General features: G+C 38.7%; 13 protein-coding genes. 5 read left to right on the top strand and 8 right to left on the bottom strand.

Annotation, left to right across the window (positions count from 1 at the left end):
- Positions 1-44 precede the first annotated feature (44 nt).
- A complete protein-coding gene (gene aat, locus QZ265_RS01975; RefSeq protein WP_296402898.1) occupies positions 45-788 on the bottom strand; it encodes a leucyl/phenylalanyl-tRNA--protein transferase in 744 nt (247 codons plus the stop codon).
- A 255-nt stretch (positions 789-1,043) separates the two neighbouring features.
- Positions 1,044-2,066 carry a thioredoxin-disulfide reductase gene (trxB, locus tag QZ265_RS01980; RefSeq protein ID WP_296402857.1) on the bottom strand — a complete coding sequence of 341 codons (1,023 nt, stop codon included), beginning with the start codon at positions 2,064-2,066 and terminating at the stop codon, positions 1,044-1,046.
- Positions 2,067-2,498: 432 nt separating this feature from the next.
- Between trxB and QZ265_RS01985 the strand changes: the two genes are divergently transcribed.
- Together QZ265_RS01985 and QZ265_RS01990 are read left to right on the top strand one after the other, a co-directional pair.
- Positions 2,499-5,600, top strand: coding sequence for a DNA translocase FtsK 4TM domain-containing protein (locus QZ265_RS01985; protein WP_296402858.1), 3,102 nt, complete (start codon positions 2,499-2,501; stop codon positions 5,598-5,600).
- Between the two features lie 226 nt (positions 5,601-5,826).
- Positions 5,827-6,534 carry a pirin family protein gene (locus QZ265_RS01990; RefSeq protein ID WP_296402860.1) on the top strand — a complete coding sequence of 236 codons (708 nt, stop codon included), beginning with the start codon at positions 5,827-5,829 and terminating at the stop codon, positions 6,532-6,534.
- Positions 6,535-6,660: 126 nt separating this feature from the next.
- On the opposite strand, the gene QZ265_RS01995 is transcribed toward QZ265_RS01990, so the two are convergent.
- The 3 genes from QZ265_RS01995 to QZ265_RS02005 form a co-directional block, all read right to left on the bottom strand.
- The gene (locus QZ265_RS01995; protein ID WP_296402862.1) at positions 6,661-6,828 is read right to left on the bottom strand and encodes a hypothetical protein; all 168 of its coding nucleotides are present in this window, start codon (positions 6,826-6,828) and stop codon (positions 6,661-6,663) included.
- A gap of 77 nt (positions 6,829-6,905) precedes the next feature.
- Positions 6,906-7,364: a DIP1984 family protein gene (locus QZ265_RS02000; RefSeq protein ID WP_296402864.1), complete on the bottom strand. Its 459-nt coding sequence runs from the start codon at positions 7,362-7,364 to the stop codon at positions 6,906-6,908.
- Positions 7,365-7,669: 305 nt separating this feature from the next.
- A complete protein-coding gene (locus QZ265_RS02005; RefSeq protein WP_296402866.1) occupies positions 7,670-8,959 on the bottom strand; it encodes an NAD(P)/FAD-dependent oxidoreductase in 1,290 nt (429 codons plus the stop codon).
- A 629-nt stretch (positions 8,960-9,588) separates the two neighbouring features.
- Between QZ265_RS02005 and acs the strand changes: the two genes are divergently transcribed.
- Both acs and QZ265_RS02015 read left to right on the top strand, forming a co-directional pair.
- Complete coding sequence (gene acs, locus QZ265_RS02010; protein WP_296402868.1) at positions 9,589-11,535, top strand: acetate--CoA ligase; 1,947 nt, start codon at positions 9,589-9,591, stop codon at positions 11,533-11,535.
- A 171-nt stretch (positions 11,536-11,706) separates the two neighbouring features.
- The gene (locus QZ265_RS02015) at positions 11,707-12,930 is read left to right on the top strand and encodes an NAD(P)-binding protein (protein ID WP_296402871.1); all 1,224 of its coding nucleotides are present in this window, start codon (positions 11,707-11,709) and stop codon (positions 12,928-12,930) included.
- Between the two features lie 210 nt (positions 12,931-13,140).
- Here the strand turns inward: QZ265_RS02015 and ribF are convergent, their stop codons facing one another.
- Positions 13,141-14,247, bottom strand: a complete 1,107-nt coding sequence (gene ribF, locus QZ265_RS02020; protein ID WP_296402873.1) for a riboflavin biosynthesis protein RibF — start codon at positions 14,245-14,247, stop codon at positions 13,141-13,143.
- A gap of 263 nt (positions 14,248-14,510) precedes the next feature.
- Between ribF and QZ265_RS02025 the strand changes: the two genes are divergently transcribed.
- A complete protein-coding gene (locus tag QZ265_RS02025; RefSeq protein ID WP_296402875.1) occupies positions 14,511-15,086 on the top strand; it encodes a GNAT family N-acetyltransferase in 576 nt (191 codons plus the stop codon).
- On the opposite strand, the gene QZ265_RS02030 is transcribed toward QZ265_RS02025, so the two are convergent.
- Positions 15,083-16,366: a sodium:proton antiporter gene (locus tag QZ265_RS02030; RefSeq protein WP_296402876.1), complete on the bottom strand. Its 1,284-nt coding sequence runs from the start codon at positions 16,364-16,366 to the stop codon at positions 15,083-15,085. The genes QZ265_RS02025 and QZ265_RS02030 overlap by 4 nt on opposite strands.
- A 130-nt stretch (positions 16,367-16,496) precedes the next feature.
- Positions 16,497-18,068, bottom strand: coding sequence for a YihY family inner membrane protein (locus QZ265_RS02035; RefSeq protein WP_296402878.1), 1,572 nt, complete (start codon positions 18,066-18,068; stop codon positions 16,497-16,499).
- Positions 18,069-18,280 lie beyond the last annotated feature (212 nt).

An 18,280-nucleotide genomic window follows, 5' to 3' on the forward strand; every position in this document is an offset into this window, starting at 1 on the left:
TAAGGGATTATGGTCTAAGGGATTATGGTCTAAGGGATTATGGTCTAAGGGATTAGGGTCTTCGGCAACTGATTGACTTGATATTTATAGCTTGAAAAGTCACACCAATTTTTACTCTTTTGAGCAACCAAGTCCTTTAGTATTAATAAAAATGTTTCTCTAGGTATACTTCCAGCCCCTAAGCTTTTCAAGTGTGGATTAGGTAATTGACAGTCTATAAGTTGGACTTGGGTATGCTGACAAAAATTATTCAATGCCCAAAACGCTACTTTAGAAGCATTGCTTTGTCGATGAAACATAGATTCGCCAAAATAAATTTGACCTATTTTTAAGCCATATAGCCCGCCTATTAACGTTTTATCGTCCCATACTTCAAAGCTATGAGCATAGCCAAGCTCATGAAGATCAATGTAGGCTTGTATCATCTCATCATGAATCCAAGTGTCTTCAGTATAGCTACGGGGTAGGCTGCACGCATGGATAACCTCTTCAAAAGCATTATTAACACTCCAGTGCCAAGTGCTAGATTTGGCCAAACGCTTTAAAGATCTACTAGGTATAAAATAAGTGGGTTTGAGCACACATCGTGGTTCAGGTGACCACCAAGCAATTGGCTCATCTTCATTAAACCATGGAAATAGTCCTTGAGAATATGCACATAAAAGCGTTTGCGGAGATAAATCAGCCCCTATTGCAATCAAGCCTAAACCTTTAGGATCAGCGACACAGGGTTCTGGGAATATATAGTTACAGTCGAATAAAGGCGCAGTAGCTTGCCAATTTTGTATACTTTGAAAAGGGGGATCGAAACTGCTTTGATTGTCTGAAGTCACAAAGTTTCCCCTGCCTAAAAAGTGAATTTGACCTAATAACTTAGTATTTTATAAAGCATTATACGCTTAGAGAAAATTAAGTATATCAATTGCACAGACATAGGCAATAACTCGCTTTATTTTAGTTAAAAAAAAGATGCCAATCAGAACTTGATTAGCACCCTTATTTAATCGATTGAGTCAAAGCTAAAATATTAATTGATACAAGCCTTAAGCTTCATCATCTGCTGTTAAAGTAGAAGCATAGGTATGATCAGTGGCTTTGGCTTCGCCAATAGAGTCTAGATATTTTTCAGCATCTAACGCTGCCATACACCCAGTACCTGCCGATGTAATAGCTTGACGGTAAACATGGTCTGCCACATCACCTGCAGCAAATACACCTTCAATGCTAGTCTGGGTCGCCCTACCTTGTAAACCACTATTTACTACAATGTAGCCATCTTTCATCTCTAATTGGTCGGCAAAGATATCGGTATTTGGCTTATGACCAATGGCCACAAACATGCCCATTACATCAAGATGTTTGGTGCTGCCATTTTTAGTCGACTCAATAACAATGCCATTAACGCCCATGTCATCACCAATTACTTCTTTTACTTGATGGTTCCATTCGATAGTGACGTTGCCATTTTTTGCTTTTTCAAGAAGTTTATCTTGCAAGATTTTTTCTGAACGCAAGCTATCGCGGCGATGTACCAAAACAACTTCTTTGGCAATATTGGATAAATATAATGCTTCTTCAACAGCTGTGTTACCGCCACCGATAACCGCCACCTTTTGGTTCTTATAAAAGAAACCATCGCAGGTCGCACAAGCTGACACGCCTAAACCTTTATACTTAGTCTCTGACTCAATACCCAAATATTGTGCTGAAGCACCGGTAGCGATGATTAAGGCATCACATGTATAGCTACCTGCATTGCCTTCAAGTCTAAAAGGACGTTCGGTTAGTATTACTGAATTTATATGGTCATTCACAATTTCTGTGCCAAAACGTTCGGCATGTTCTTTCATGCGTATCATTAAGTCAGGACCAGTCAATCCGTGGGCATCACCTGGCCAGTTATCAACTTCAGTGGTGGTGGTTAATTGACCGCCCATTTGTAAACCGGAAATAATTACAGGGTTTAAGTTTGCACGCGCAGCATAGACAGCGGCTGAGTAACCGGCTGGGCCTGATCCTAAAATAATGAGTTTTTCGTGGCGTGGAGCAGCGTTCTCTTGAGTCATTGAGTTTCCTTAATTGTTATGGATAGCGTTATAAAATTGTGTCCTTTAAAAGGTTATAAAAACCTCTTATAGATGTCTGTATTTCTAAGAATGGGGGTATTTGTTTACAATAGCAAATGAGTTTAAGTTATCATGTTTATTTATATGATAAATAAGCCAGCTAATACCCGAAAACGTAGCGTAATTTGCTATTATAGGGGATTATTCATGCAAGGCTAACCATTTTAGTAAATGGTTCGGTGCTCAAAAACTAAGAACGTCTTTTCATTATCATTCTCTGTTTAAACACACCTCCTTAAACCTTGCTAATTCAGCAACAGGTATTACTACTTATAATCACTTATTGCTTATAATATTAGGATCAGCAAACCGTTTATTGTCGATAAAAGTTTTTATTGTCTATTGTTAAGATTCAAATGTTGGGATAAATAAATGTTAACGGCACAACACCTTTATACGCTTAAAAAAATCGTTTTCACCTTACTTGCCGTGCTTTTGTCTGCATTCTTGTTCGTTATTTTGGTTACTTATACCCCCAACGATCCAAGTTGGTCACGTATTAGTAGTGATATGGGACAGATTAGCAACATGGGTGGTTCTGTCGGCGCATGGCTGTCTGATTTGTTATATACCTTTTTAGGCTGGTCGGCTTGGTGGATAATGGTATTTCTAGCCTATGAGGCAATTTGTATGTGGTGGTATCGCGACCAACCTTTTGGTCCGCTAAGAGCCATTGCTTATGTGTTTTTGGTGCTGGCAAGTTGTGGTGTCGCTGCGGTTATTCCTCAAGTTTTAGATTTGATATCTGATAATGGGGCTCGGTATGGCGGCATATTGGGGGCAGAAGTCGCCACTCGTTTGGCTAGCCTTTTGACTATATATGGGGCGGCTGCATTTTTATTACTATTTAGCATTCTTACTGCTACGTTTGGCTTTAATATCCATTGGAAGCGAGTCTTTAAAGAAGTATTTAGCTTATCGTGGCTTGGAAGTGGTATACAGCGTGATGCCTCAACTCTTGAAGAAACTGAAGATTACTTGAAAGCTTCACAAAATGATGCTATGGCTACAGACAGTGATGTTGACGAAAAAGAGAAGGGCAGTACTGAATCGCCGCTACTGCAACAGTTAAAATTGCAGTTACCGGAAAGCTTAGAGGGACAGGATGATGAGCAAGATAACTTGGCAGCGGTTTCTGCTCAAAAGCCTGATCCGGCATTGAGCAATGTCTTAGATGATTTCTTAGTTAATTCAGGACTCACCGAAAGTATCTTAGCATTACGTGAGCAAGAAGCTCTACAAAAACAGGCGGAAAAAGACAGTCAAAACAAAACGGCTCAGCAGTCTGAAACAATGGTAAAAAAGCAAGAACCTAGTTTTGCTTGGAATGATCAGAGTGTTATCAACGAACTGCTTGATGAAGAGGCGTTACCAATTGCGGTTGCAAACCCTATTGATACAACAATTAAGCCTTCCTATGAGACAGTGGTTATTGAAACTAATACAAAATTGGACAGCAATGATCAGGCCGATGACGGCTTAAATTTTGGCGATAAGCCAACTACTCCCATACAGGATTTATCTGTAGCGCTAGAAGATGGATTAACTATTTCTAAAAAGTTAAACCCTCAAATTGCAGAATATCAAGAATCGGAACCGTTGGAAGATGAATTAGCCGAAACTTTATCTTTGGACACTGAAGATGAGTGGGAGCAAAATAGCTATGATGGCCACCAGCCAGAGGAGACTTTCAAAGCTTTTGAAGCCAATCATGAAGCCGAATTTGAGGAAAATTTAGATTTAACGCCGACCAATACACCGCCTTCAAATCCAAAAAAGCCTCATGAACAAATTGATGATGAGAGTCGCTCAGAACGAGTAATACCTACTATACGTTTCGCTACGCCTGAAGGTGATGCAAGCAATCATATTGAAGATATGATGCCTGACTTAGACGAAGATGAAGCGGAAGATATTAGTCTTCCTGAAATTCATGATGACTCAGCCTTTGCTACTAGCAGTCGTGCTATGCAAACTGCCAAGTATCGCGAAGCCTTGTCGCCAATTCCTGAGCTATCAATCTTAGATAAGCCAGATCCTGACCGTAAACCCAGTTATAATCAAGCGGAACTAGAGCAGCTTTCTGAATTATTAGAAATTAAACTACAAGAGTTTAATGTTAAAGCTGAGGTAGTAAACGCTATTCCAGGTCCTGTGGTTACACGCTTTGAAGTGGCTTTAGCACCGGGTATAAAAGCGAGCAAGGTCACAGGTATCTCAAGAGACTTGGCACGCTCGCTATCTATGGCCTCTTTGCGTGTGGTCGAGGTTATTCCAGGCAAGCCTTATATTGGTATTGAAGTACCTAATAAAAAAAGAGAAATGGTACGATTAGTTGAACTGCTACAGACAGAAGATTATAAAAATCCAAAAGCGCAAATCAGTATGGCGATGGGTAAAGATATCGGCGGCAAACCCATTATTACCGATTTGGCCCGCGCACCACATATGTTAGTAGCCGGTACTACCGGCTCTGGTAAATCAGTATTGGTTAACGCTATGTTGCTATCTATGTTATTAAAATACAAGCCTTCTGAGCTGCGTCTAATTTTGATTGATCCAAAGCAGTTAGAACTTGCTAACTATAATGATATTCCTCATTTGTTAACCCCAGTTGTCACCGATATGAATGAAGCAGCTAGTAGCTTAGCTTGGTGTGTGGCAGAAATGGAACGCCGTTATCAGTTAATGAGCTTGCTAAAGGTACGTAAATTAAGTGAGTTTAACAAAAAAGTTATCGCTGCTGAACAAGCCGGTAGACCTATGCTTGATCCTTTATGGCGTCCTAATGATAGTGTCGGTATCGACAAAGCTCCCAAGATTAAAACCTTGCCAATGATTGTTATTGTTGCTGACGAATTTGCCGATATGATTATGCAAGTTGGTAAACAAGCTGAAGAGCTCATTACCCGCTTGGCACAGAAATCTCGTGCGGCTGGTATTCATTTAATGTTAGCGACTCAACGTCCTTCCGTAGACGTTATTACGGGTCTGATTAAAGCCAATATTCCAGTACGTGCAGCACTGCGAGTTAACTCTAAAGTGGATTCTCGCACCATATTAGATGCTGGCGGCGCTGAGGATATGTTAGGTAACGGTGATATGTTGTTCTTAGGTCCAGGCCAAATTGAGCCAGATCGTGTCCATGGCGCTTATGTTAGTGATGAAGAGGTCAACCGAGTCTGCGATGCATGGCGTGAAAGAGGTGCACCTGATTATATTGATAATATGGCCAATAACTTCGATTTAACCAGTCCAACTAGTAGTGGCGCCAGTAATACTTCAGGAGAAGATGATGCGCTGTATGATGAAGCAGTGGCGTTCGTTTTAGAGACGCGCAAAGTATCTGCCTCAAGTATTCAACGCAAATTTAGTATTGGCTATAACCGTGCTGCGCGTATTGTCGATTCAATGGAAGAGGCAGGATTGGTGAGCTCCATGGGTAAGAGTGGCAAACGTGATTTGTTGATGTAGTCGTAAAAATTTTATTTGGAGATTTAATGAAAGAAAGGTGGCGATGGTCGCCTTTTTTTACTTATTATTTATGCCTATAAATATTGTCTTAACAATGAATTTAAAACGAATTGAATTCTTTACACAATTAAATTTATGTTAACAATCCGATAGTTAAGTTAAGATATACCACATGATATAATAGTGCCGTTAAGTAAACATATAGATAATAAAATGAGGATTACCTATGAAAACTATCGTACATAAAGCAAATACTCGTGGTGACGCAAACCATGGCTGGTTAAAAAGCAAACACACTTTTAGCTTTGCTAACTACTATAATCCTGAGCGTATGGGATTTGGCGCATTACGCGTTATTAATGATGACCATGTTGAAGGTGGTATGGGCTTTGGTACTCACCCACATCGTGATATGGAAATCATATCAATTCCAACTTCTGGCCAATTGGCTCATAAAGACACTATCGGTACCAATGGTATTATCGAAAGTGGTGAGATTCAAGTGATGTCAGCAGGTACTGGTATTGCTCACAGTGAAATGAATGGTAAAGCAGGCGAACCAGTTAAGTTTTTCCAAATTTGGGTTATGCCGAATAAGCAAGGCGTTGAGCCACGTTATCAGCAGTTAAAAATCTCTGATATGTTAAAACCTAATGAGTTTGGTCAAATATTATCGCCAAATCCTGATGATGCAGGGGTATGGATTCACCAAGATGCTTGGTTCCATATGGGCAACCTTGATAAAGGCGTAACTGCTAAATATGACCTAAAGAATCCTGAAGATGGTGTTTATGCTTTTATCATTGAAGGTAAAGTTAAAATTGGTGATGAAGTTTTAGATACACGTGATGGCATGGGTATTGTTGATACTAAAGGTTTTGATGTAGAAGCATTAGAAGACTCTCGTGTTCTTTTAATGGAAGTACCTATGTAATCTTGGTAATCTTGACTAAGCTATTTAATGATATTTTAAAAGCCAAACCTTAGAGTTTGGCTTTTTTATTGTCTATCATATATTTACCTTATGGATATAGTGGTATAAAAAAATTGAAACCGACTGTCAGTGTCTGGTGGTAAAGTCTAAATTGTGCAAAGTAATGTGTGACAGGTTCGAGGCATGAATGGTAAAAAATACGTCTGCCCGTAACGCGTCGCATAGCCACTGCAGTATATTTTCAACCCCCTGCTGTGGAGATAAGGGGTCTGACACTCGCCCAGTCGGTTCCAAACTGGCTGTCTATTAGGCGCTAAAATAGGACTTGACCTAATAGAAAATTATTTAAATTAGTATGTTTAATTTGTAAGTTATTCGATCAATTCAATTTGCCAATTATGTGATTGAATAACTAAGTTTATTTTACGCAGTTTCATCGCGATATCGTCTGCTTGTTTTTGCAAACCCGATACCGAAACAATGACATCCCATCTGATCTCGCGAGGACTATATCTATCTTCTTCCTGATGCGTGGCTTCTATAGTATCGATAAGCAATTTATGTCGCATTTCGAGTGTATCACGCTCAACCAGTAGACTTAGCATAGACTCACCCTTATCTGTGGTTGCAACAGCATTGGTACGGTGAATACGTTCAATTAACCCTGTCAGTTCAGTAATGATTTGACTTGATTCAAGCATCAGCTTATTGGGATCTTCACTTGGCGTATCGCCTTCTTGTACTTTGACGTTGTTGCGTATGCGACCTTTAATTTGGCTAAGTTTTTTTTGCATATCGCTACGGATAAGTAGGGCTTCTGCAAGTTTCATTTTAATATCCTCATACCGCTCATAATTCACTAAAATCATTTAAATCTATAATTAGTTAAAATCATTCCAAACCTATCAGTTTAAAACTTGTTTCATTATAATCAGCTTTCCAAAAAATAACTGTTGAATATATTAGATTGACCAACACATTAGATACCATTACTGAAACAATATATACCATAGCATAATCAAAATCGCTAACTTTAAGAGTAACCTAATACAAAAAATATTCCAGATATCTTATATAATTTGATTAATGTTTTATACTTTTAAAATATGGGTTGATTAATTCAACTACAAGCCCTTTAACAAACTTCACCACAAGCTTTACCACTGGCCCAAGCCCATTGAAAATTATATCCGCCAAGCCAGCCAGTGACATCTAGTACTTCACCTATAAAATATAGATTGGGTTGCAATTTACTTTCGAAGGTTTTAGATGACACTTGATCAGTATTAATACCACCACGAGTAACTTCAGCAGTACGATAGCCTTCAGTACCAGATGGTTTAATAGTCCAGTCGTTTATTTTACTACCAATAGCTAATAAAGTTTCATCTTTAATATTTGCAAGCTCTTTATCTTTATAAGCTAACCAGTTCAAATCTTGTAAGGCCAATAGTAATTTCTTAGGAAAATATTCAGTCAGTATGCTGCGAATTAACTGTTTTGGATGGTCAACTTTTGCTTGAATTAATATGTTACCAATATTGACATTAGGTACAAGATTGATATGGATCGCTTCGCCCACTTGCCAGTAATTAGACAGTTGAAGCATGGCAGGGCCTGACAGACCGCGATGGGTAAAAAGCATCGGGCGTGGGAAAGATATATGCTCATTGAAAGCGACAACATCAAGGCTGATACCGGCAAGTGAAGCAATAATTTCTCCAACTTTATCCGTGAAAGTGAAGGGAACTAATCCTGCAGAAGTTGGAATAAGTTCATGACCGAATTGTTGAGCGACCTCATAGCCAAACCCTGTAGCACCCATAGTTGGAATAGATAAACCTCCAGTAGCTACCACTAAAGAGGCGCAATAAATACGCCCTTTTGAAGTTTCAACCAAGAAGCTCTGAGCACAATTATCGGGTTGCATAGCTTTTACTGAATTAACTTCTGTTTTTAGCTGAATCTTCGCCCCCGCTTCATGACATTCATCAAGTAATAAGTTTAAGATATCTTTTGAAGAGTCATCACAAAATAGTTGTCCATAGTCACGTTCATGATAGGCAACGCCATGCTTTTCAACCAAACCAATGAATTCCCAAGGACTATAACGAGTTAATGCAGATTTACAAAAGTGAGCGTTTTTGCCAATGAAATTCTCAGGTTCTACCACATAATTGGTAAAATTACAGCGACCACCGCCTGACATTAGTATTTTCTTACCTGGCTTATTGGCATGATCAATGACCAAAACCGAACGTCCACGTTGTGCAGCAGTCAATGCACAATATAGCCCAGAAGCGCCAGCTCCGATAATTAATACATCAACGGTAGTCTTGACTAATGACGAAGCTAAGTTTGTATTAGATTCTATGTCATTTTTGGAGGTAGAGTGGGCAGGATGATTAAGGGCGGTTTGGGTCATGAAATTGGCTTTTGAATAGTTAATATCGATTAATCAGTTACAAGAAGATGAGAGAATTTTAAAGCTATAGTAATAAGAGATATATCATGATCATATAGCGATATGTTAGAACATAGAGCATAGTTATCTAAAGCATTGATAAGTTATGACTACTGGATTTTAAATCATATATGATTTATATACTTAGACGAAATAACAGTTTACAACCGTATCAAAATCTAGTAAAACTATAAGGTATTAAAATTATAGGGTAAAGATTAAAAAAATATTATAGATAGAGTAAATGTTGATCACAACAGATATGATATCACCATTTATTGATAAACTGGCTTTAACAAAATTACAGTGACTGTTTATTAACAACACATGTATTACCAGTAATTGTCATTTAGCAGTAATTGACTGTTACCCTTTGCTAATTAAAGTAACCTGCTAATTAATGTAACTGCTTAGTAATAATAACTGGCTAGACCAGTTTATCATGTTAACAGCCTATAAATGGCTGGTTGTTGTTATCATTATCTATTAGTACTTTCAATAATAATCAGGACTTTAAATAAATATCAGTTTTTATCAGTAACTATCAGTGATTTCCAGGAAGGATTCACTCTAAAAAAGGACTTTGTATCATGAAGAAATTCCCAACCAGCTCTGAATTTGCTGCGCAAGCCAATATCAATCCACAAACATATACCCAATTATATCAGCAATCTATTGAATCAAATGAAGCCAATGAAGCTTTTTGGGCCAAGCGAGCTGAGTTGATTGATTGGATAAAAAAACCCTCCAAAATAAAAAATGTGAATTATGATTTAGATAATTTCGAAATCAAATGGTTTGAAGATGGTGAACTAAACGTTTCAGTAAACTGTTTGGATCGCCATTTGGTCGAAAATCCGTTCAAGCCAGCTATTATTTGGGAAGGTGATCACCCATCTTTACATAAAATTATTTCTTTTAAAGAGCTTCATTCAGAAGTCTGTCGCTTGGGCAATGCCATGCGCAAAATGGGTGTTGGTAAGGGCGATCGAGTCGTGTTGTATCTGCCAATGGTGCCTGAGGCGGTCATATCTATGTTAGCTTGTGCACGTATTGGGGCTATTCATACTGTAGTGTTTGGTGGATTTTCTGCTGAGAGTCTGGCCAGTCGTATTGTAGATAGCCAAGCTAAGTTGATTATTACCGCCGATGAAGGAGTGCGTGGTGGTAAACATACTCCATTAAAGACCAATGTTGATAGAGCTTTAGATATTGATGGCACAGACTGTGTTGCAAAAGTTATTGTGGTGCATCGTACGGGTAATTCTGTCCCAATGAGTGGTCGACGTGATGTTTGGTATCACACCGTTATTGATAATGCCAATGAAGACTGTCCACCTGAGCAAATGAATGCCGAAGACCCGCTGTTCTTACTCTACACTTCAGGATCAACAGGCAAACCAAAAGGGGTAGTGCATACTACCGGCGGATATCTAACATACGCCCTGTCTACTTTCAGAGATGTGTTCGATGTTAAAGATGATGACGTATTTTGGTGTACGGCTGATGTGGGCTGGATAACAGGACATAGTTATGTAACTTATGCTCCATTAGCCAATGGCACTACCGCAGTGATGTTCGAGGGTGTACCTCAATATCCAACTTGGGCACGCATTGGTCAAATTATTGATAAACATAACGTCAGTATCTTATACACGGCACCAACTGCAATACGAGCCATGATGAAAGAAGGGGATGCCTATGTACGTGAGTCAAACCGTAAAAGTTTACGTTTATTAGGCACAGTGGGTGAACCAATTAATCCAGAGGCATGGGACTGGTACCATACAGTAGTGGGTGAGGGCCGCTGTCCTATAGTCGATACTTGGTGGCAGACTGAGACAGGTGGTGTGTTAATGGCGCCTTTACCAAATTCTGTTGATATGAAACCAGGGGCGGCAATGAATCCCTTATATGGCATTAAACCTGCTATTGTTGATGCTGATGGAAATGAAATCACTGGTGCGGCAGCTGGCAACTTAATTATTAGAGATGGTTGGCCGGGTCAAATGCGAACCGTTTATGGTGATCATCAGCGGTTTTTAGAAACCTATTACACAACGTATCCCGGCAGCTATTTTACTGGTGACGGGGCAATGCGTGATGAAGAGGGTCATTACTGGATTACAGGACGTGTTGATGACGTGCTAAACGTTTCTGGTCATCGTATTGGGACGGCTGAGATTGAAAGTGCTTTAGTCTCACATCCTGCTGCTGCTGAAACAGCCATTGTTGGTATGCCTCATGACTTAAAAGGCCAAGGCATTTGTGCTTACATAATCTTAAGAAATGGTGAGGAAGATAGCGAAAAATTAAGACGGGAGCTTAACCGTCATGTGCGCTCAGAGATAGGCCCAATCGCCAACCTAGACACTATTTATATTGTAGAGGCATTACCCAAAACCCGTTCAGGCAAAATTATGCGCCGTATTTTACGAAAACTGGCCGCTGGCGAGTTTGATGGCTTAGGCGATACTTCAACCTTAGCAGAAGCCAGTGTGGTTGAAGACTTAATAAAAACCGTTCAATCGGCTTAACGTCTAGAATACCACTCAGCCCAAATTTTCAATATGAAAATCACTGTCTAATGAGGCGGTGGTTTTTTTTGGTCTATAAAATTGCACAAATCGAAAGTTAGAGCGTGTATCATAAGCTTAAAATAAACCCCTTAATCATCTCCTTACATTCAACATAAAAATTCTGCAGCTATGACTAAAACCTTACCTTTAAGTAATTTGGAAACCAAACCAGTTGATAGTCATCAATTGCCTCGAGTGGCCATAATCGGTGCAGGGCTGACTGGTCTAATAACCGCCCATTTATTAGAGCAAGCTTTTGCTAAAAACAGTCGAGCAATTGACATTGTTATCTTTGAAAAATCCGCTGGCGTAGGGCGTTTGGCAACGCGTTACAAAAAATCAGACCCAAATAGTTCTCATCAGTGGCAATTCGATTTTGGCGCGCAATTTTTTACTGCAAAATCCAGAGCCTTTCAAGCTTACTTACAGCCTTGGTTGCAGCAACAAGTAATTGAACCTTGGCTGGCACAAACCGCTATAGCTTGCTCTAATAAGCTTCAACCAGAATTAGATTTAGACATTGAGTTATCAGAACAATGGCGAACTGAGCAACCTCGGTATGTTAGTAGCCCAAAGATGACTAGCTTCGGTCGCAATATAGTAAAACTATTACAATCTACTGAGCTAAATTATAAAACTCGAGTAACTGCCTTAACGGAGGCAAATGTTAACCTTAATGACCATCCCACGCTTAATATCGACAACGATTTAACAGAAAAAAAACCTAAAACCAGTTTATTTGATACAGATGATAATCACTTAGGCCTATTTGATTGGCTAATATGCACTGCGCCCCAAGCACAAGCAATAGATCTGCTTCAGCAAACCAGTTTTACCGCTTTAGAAGCTATCAAACAACCTAAGATGTTGGCCTGTTATACCTTGATGCTTGGCTGGGAGAAGTTATCTGATATGCCATATATTATCAGAGAAGCAAACTGGAGCGTACTTGAAGTCAAAGACGCAAACTCGCCTATTTATAGAGTGTTTATTGAGCATCATAAACCCGGTCGTGAGGCTATTTTGCCAAGTGTGACCATTTATGCCAGTAATGTATGGTCAGAAGCGAATGTAGATAAGGATCTGCCAAAAGTACAGCAACAGTTGTTACAAGCGGCCCAGAGTCTATTGGACTGGGATAATGTCAGTGCGCCAAAATTAATAGATTGTCATCGTTGGCGCTATGCGGCTACTCAGCAAACAGTCAATCTAGCGCAAAACATAGATAGCAATAAAATTATCCATATTGACTATGACAAGCAATGGATTGTGACTGGAGATTGGTGCGCAGAGGGTCGTATTGAAAGCTGTTTTGAAGCGGCAACTGAGGTGGTGAAAATATTAGTCATCTAAATCTAGACCTTAGTTATTTATATGCTACTAATTTAGATCTTAGTGATTTATAAATGATATATAGATACTAAAGATATGGACTCTTTTTATTAACACAATACTTATTAACAGCGTGATAAATTAACATCAATCAAACTCAAAGAAGGCAAATAGTGATATTTACCTTCTTAAATCTTTTATGCTAATAATGAGTTATTAATCAGGTAAAACTTATTCTGCTTTTTTTCGCCATTGCAACAAGTCAACGACGTCTTGCTGGATACCTGCTTTTAAGGCATGTAAGCCATCATATTTACGCTCATCGTGTAAATAATGTAGGAATCTAACTTGTAAGGTTTTACCATATAAGTCACCTGAGAATTGAGGAAAGAAAACCTCTAGGCGCCAGTCATTGGGTTTGTCTACTGAAGGACGTACACCAATGTTGGCGGTTCCAAACAAACTATGAGACCGTAAGCCTGAAACACCTGATTGACCTTCCTTTGATAGCTGCTGGAAAGCATCGGCAATCACTTCACCCTGCGGATCTAATACCACCACATCCACACCATAAACCCCATGCAATGCCGGACGTATTCTATTTAGTTCAATATTAGCAGTAGGAAAGTTGAGAGTACGCCCAATTTTATCGCCGCCTACCACTTTACCAGTTATGGTATAGTCTCGATTTAGTAGATGATTTGCTGTCGCTAAATCCCCTTTTGCCAGCAGTTCACGGATTCGAGTGGAGCTGATACGAACGTCTATAGCATTTTGGTCATAGTCACTATCAGCTTGAGCGCTATCGTTGTCACTAAAACCCTTTATATTCGTTGAACCAATATCAGTAATGGTATTAAGATTGGTGACCGGCAGACCATAGTGACGTAAAAACTCACTATCACCGGTGCGATCGTGACCAAACTTAAAGTCGTCGCCTAAAACCAGAGACTTAACGCGCAGATGTTGAGTTAACATATCAGCAAATTGTGGCGCCGACAACGAGCGGAACGCTTCATCAAACTTAGCTATCACAACCGTATCAATACCTAGTTGTGCCAGTAAACCAAGCTTTTCATCTTGAGAAGTTAAGCGAGCCGGAGCTAAAGAAGGATCAGATTTTAGCTGTGCAAAATACTCACGAGGTTGTGGTTCAAAAATCATAACCATGGTATCAAGCTGTTGCTCGCTAGCACTAGCTTTTAACTGCTTTAGCATCGCTTGATGACCTAAATGCACTCCATCAAAATTACCAATGGTTAAAACATTGTCAGCGTCTAGGTTACTATGACTAGTGCTGGCATTGATTGTGCCCAAATCTAAAAAAATTGTTTTCATAAAGCCTTATTGATATACACGAAGATAATTGAACGCTAATGTTATACAGTAATTGATTAACCATAAAAAGTTAAACACATAAATAATTGAGCAAATAAATGTTTTAAAAAATACTGTAAATAAATGCAGGTCACTACTGCCTTGTTAGGCATGAAAATTTATAGAGCATGCTGCAAATTTATCAGTGATTAACAGTTATTATAATGTAAAATTAAAGCTACTGAACCCCAAAATAAGTTCAATGTTTTTAAAGAGATTAGTCTATGGTTAGTACAATCAATTCTACCATTTATACAGAGCAGCAGATTACAAAAGACCGAATTGAAAGCCATGATATTCGTTTGGCTAAACCGGATGACTTAGCTCAAGTTGTAGCTATCTATAACCAAAGTATTGCTGGAAAAGCCTCAACAGCGGATTTAACACCTGTGACCATTGCAGACAGAAAAATATGGTTTGACGATCATCTGAATAATCCCCATCGACCGATATATATCATGACCAATGCAACAGGTAGCATTGTGGCATGGGGCAGCTTTAGTGATGTTAAAAGCCGTTTAGCTTATCATATCAGTAGTGAGATTAGTATTTATGTCGCTGAGTCTGGCCAAGGTTTAGGACTGGGGAAACAAATGCTGCAATGGATGTTATCTCAAGCACCACAGTTAGGCATAACAAACATTTTGGCGCTTATCTTTGGACACAATAAACCAAGTCTGGCTTTATTCAATAAGTTTGGCTTTGAGCAATGGGGAAAACTCCCTAACGTCTGTGATATGCAAGACTTCAGAGCAGATATTATTATATTGGGCTTATCTTTAGATAATCTAAACCATTAACTTAATATTTTAGAGCCTTTGGCCTTATGTTCAGGTAGATTTCTAGCCACTTTGCCGATGCTTAGTCCCTGTACCAAAATAGAGAAGATAACAATGGCATAAGTTAAAGTTAGTAGGATGTCTCTTTGGGGACCACTTGGTAGCTGCAAAACCAAAGCAACTGATATACCACCACGCAGACCACCCCAAGTAAGTACTTTCCATGCCCCTTCAGGTAGATCAAGCTGTTTACGTAAGCTTTTGGTGGTTAGACCTACCACGATAAATCGAGCAGTTAAAGCAATTATGATTGCCAATATGGCGGCAATAAACATATTAAATGAGTAAGCAATAACCACCACTTCCAAACCGATCAATACAAATAAAATAGCATTTAAAATCTCATCAATCAGTTCCCAAAATAAATCAATATAATGACGGGTCTCATCACTCATGGCCAGTGCCCGACCGCGATTACCTAACATGAGTCCCATAATAACCATTGCTAATGGTCCTGAAAGATGAAAGTGACTGGCTAATGCATACCCACCTAATACGCCCGCTAAAGTTAATAAAACCTCTTCTTGATAGCTGTCGATGCTTTTGAGTAAATAATATAATATCGCACCTAAAACGAATCCAAATAAAATACCGCCTCCGGCTTCCACCGCAAGCGTATGAGAGATATAAGAGGCAGTAGGGATATCACCACTGATCAAAATACCCAGTAATATGACGAAAATTACAACCCCAATACCATCGTTAAATAATGATTCTCCGGCGATGACAGTTTCTAAGCTTTTAGGAGCGCCTGCTGATGCCAAGATACCCATAACTGCAATAGGGTCAGTCGGTGAAATTAAAGCACCAAATAGCAAACACCAAATGAAGCCTAACTCAAAGCCAACAAAAGGCATAATAAAATAAACCGCTAATGCAATTAACAAAGAAGATACGATAGTGCCTATACAAGCGAGAACCGCAATAGGTAATTTATAAGTTCGTAAATCCTGAATATTAACGTGTAATGCACCAGCAAATAACAGCATTGATAACATGCCGTCAAGCAGAACTTCAGTAAAATCCAACTCAGCTAAAAGTCCTTTCTCATAATCTATCAACCCATCGAATCCCAGTAACCCTAAGAATATAGCGACTATTGATACGACCAAGGAGATGACCATTACACCGATAGTGGTAGGTAATCCAATAAAACGCTTATTAATATAAGCCAATAAGGCAGTAATGGTCAAAAAAACGGCACTAATTTCTAAAATACTTAGTCCTGATGCATGCTCCATGGTACGAATTTCATCCTGAATATGTGGTTTAGTTAGTTGATTGTAAATTATTCGAAGTATCTTATTCTATGTATCTAATGAAGTTTCTCGACTATAAGACTAAACAATCTGGTCTAACAACCTACCAATTTTATCTTTCTGGATTATCGTCTTCCGTGATTATAGGTTCATCTTTATCATGGGAAAATACGCTTAGTAGTCCCCCTTTCTTTTTAGAATTAGAGCTAACTTTGTCATAAGATTTGCTATGATTTGACTTAGATTGTAAATCACCGTCGGGTGGCATAACCGCTTGGTTTCCGTCGTTATCTTCAACCACTTTGGCATCTGGTTCATAAGCCTCTGCTTCAAAATCCCCTTTAACTTGTTTTAACTTACCCTGTGATGTCGAAGTAGCGTTTTTATTTGTATCGTCGAACATAGACTGTGTAGCTTTAGTTCCTTGACGCGGTAAGCTATGTTTAAAAATATCTGAAAGGGGTATGTTTAACTCTTTTTTGGCAAATTGTTCAGTATCTTTAAAGCGTTCAATTAATAAATTTAACCACGGGGTATCCATATTTGCATTAACAGTATCTAATTCATCTTTAATGGGCAATGGATAGGGTAGAGTGCGATAAAAATCCCATAGGCTAATATTGTCTAAATCTTTTTTTAACACATAGTTACCATTTTCAGTAACAGCAATTAAGTCACTATCTAATAGATAATTTAAATAAGTGAACCACTTGGGTAATTCTTTGCGGCCAAGTATACTACGTAGCTCTTCTTCACTCGTAGAATCCCCATTTTGATAGCGAGTATGAACTAGGTTTAACATGTCTAATAGGCTTAGTAACGGATGACGGGGATAAACTTCCTTAGTGGCAAAGATAGTTAAGGTATAACTAATCTCAACACCCAATAAAATGACATTCCAAGATAGGTAAATCCATAATAAGAAAATAGGAAGAGCAGCAAAAGCCCCATAAACCGCTTCATAGCTTGTAAAGTTGGCCATAATCATACCGAACGAATACTTCAGTAATTCAAAAATTACCGCTACAAAGACACCCGCAATCGCTGCATTTTTTAAAGGAACTTTGGCTTTAGGGATAAACCAGTACATACCAATAAAGCCTGCTATTGTTATCGCAAATGAGGCCAACTGAATCCAAAAGCTCCAGTCAACACCATATCCGCCAATGTTTTGATTTAAAAAGCTTAAGCTTTGAACCGTACTAGAAACAATAAATGCTGTTCCAAGCACTAAGGGTCCTAAGGTGATAATAGCCCAATAGCGCAAGATACTTTTAAAACCACCGGAGCGGTCTTTGACGCGCCAAATTTCATTGAAAGCACGTTCAATAGTGATTAAAGTCATGATAGTAGTGACAAATAAGGCCATAGCACCAATGGCAGTTAAGTTGCTTGATTTTTCAGCAAAACTATCAATATATTGAGTAACTTGTAACCCTGACTGAGGCAACAAGTTACTATATATAATATTTGAAATTTGATCTCGTACCGAATCTAAAGCCGGTATTGAAGATAAAATCATCAGCAATACTGTTAAAATAGGAACAATTGATAAGAGCGTTGTATAGGTCAACGAAGCCGCTTTTTGTTGGCTATTATCTTCAGTAAAATTGCGAATTAAAAAACGCAAAAAGTTGAACCAAGGTTTATCGTAAAAGGGCAGCTTTTTTAACAGATTTTCCATAGCGTAATCATTATAGTAATTTATTTGGAAGTAGGATGAGGTATTGGTGCAGTATTTATGTATTAAAGTGGCTTAGTTTATAAAATGGCTTAGTTTACCAAAAATTAATGATTAAAATGTGAAGAATGTTACTTTCTAAATGATATGATAATGATAATAAAAATGGTGAATCAAATAATACATTTGCATTAAGTATTTTAGCTTAAGCTATG

It is taken from the genome of Psychrobacter sp. (assembly GCF_018260395.1).
Taxonomy (GTDB): Bacteria; Pseudomonadota; Gammaproteobacteria; order Pseudomonadales; family Moraxellaceae; genus Psychrobacter.

What these genes read in the sequence shown, in the direction of transcription:
- trxB (WP_296402857.1), bottom strand. Translation starts at nt 2,066, where the DNA reads ATGACTCAAGAGAACGCTGCTCCACGCCACGAAAAACTCATTATTTTA.
- QZ265_RS01985 (WP_296402858.1), top strand. Translation starts at nt 2,499, where the DNA reads ATGTTAACGGCACAACACCTTTATACGCTTAAAAAAATCGTTTTCACC.
- QZ265_RS01990 (WP_296402860.1), top strand. Translation starts at nt 5,827, where the DNA reads ATGAAAACTATCGTACATAAAGCAAATACTCGTGGTGACGCAAACCAT.
- QZ265_RS02000 (WP_296402864.1), bottom strand. Translation starts at nt 7,364, where the DNA reads ATGAAACTTGCAGAAGCCCTACTTATCCGTAGCGATATGCAAAAAAAA.
- QZ265_RS02005 (WP_296402866.1), bottom strand. Translation starts at nt 8,959, where the DNA reads ATGACCCAAACCGCCCTTAATCATCCTGCCCACTCTACCTCCAAAAAT.
- acs (WP_296402868.1), top strand. Translation starts at nt 9,589, where the DNA reads ATGAAGAAATTCCCAACCAGCTCTGAATTTGCTGCGCAAGCCAATATC.
- QZ265_RS02015 (WP_296402871.1), top strand. Translation starts at nt 11,707, where the DNA reads ATGACTAAAACCTTACCTTTAAGTAATTTGGAAACCAAACCAGTTGAT.
- ribF (WP_296402873.1), bottom strand. Translation starts at nt 14,247, where the DNA reads ATGAAAACAATTTTTTTAGATTTGGGCACAATCAATGCCAGCACTAGT.
- QZ265_RS02025 (WP_296402875.1), top strand. Translation starts at nt 14,511, where the DNA reads ATGGTTAGTACAATCAATTCTACCATTTATACAGAGCAGCAGATTACA.
- QZ265_RS02030 (WP_296402876.1), bottom strand. Translation starts at nt 16,366, where the DNA reads ATGGAGCATGCATCAGGACTAAGTATTTTAGAAATTAGTGCCGTTTTT.
- QZ265_RS02035 (WP_296402878.1), bottom strand. Translation starts at nt 18,068, where the DNA reads ATGGAAAATCTGTTAAAAAAGCTGCCCTTTTACGATAAACCTTGGTTC.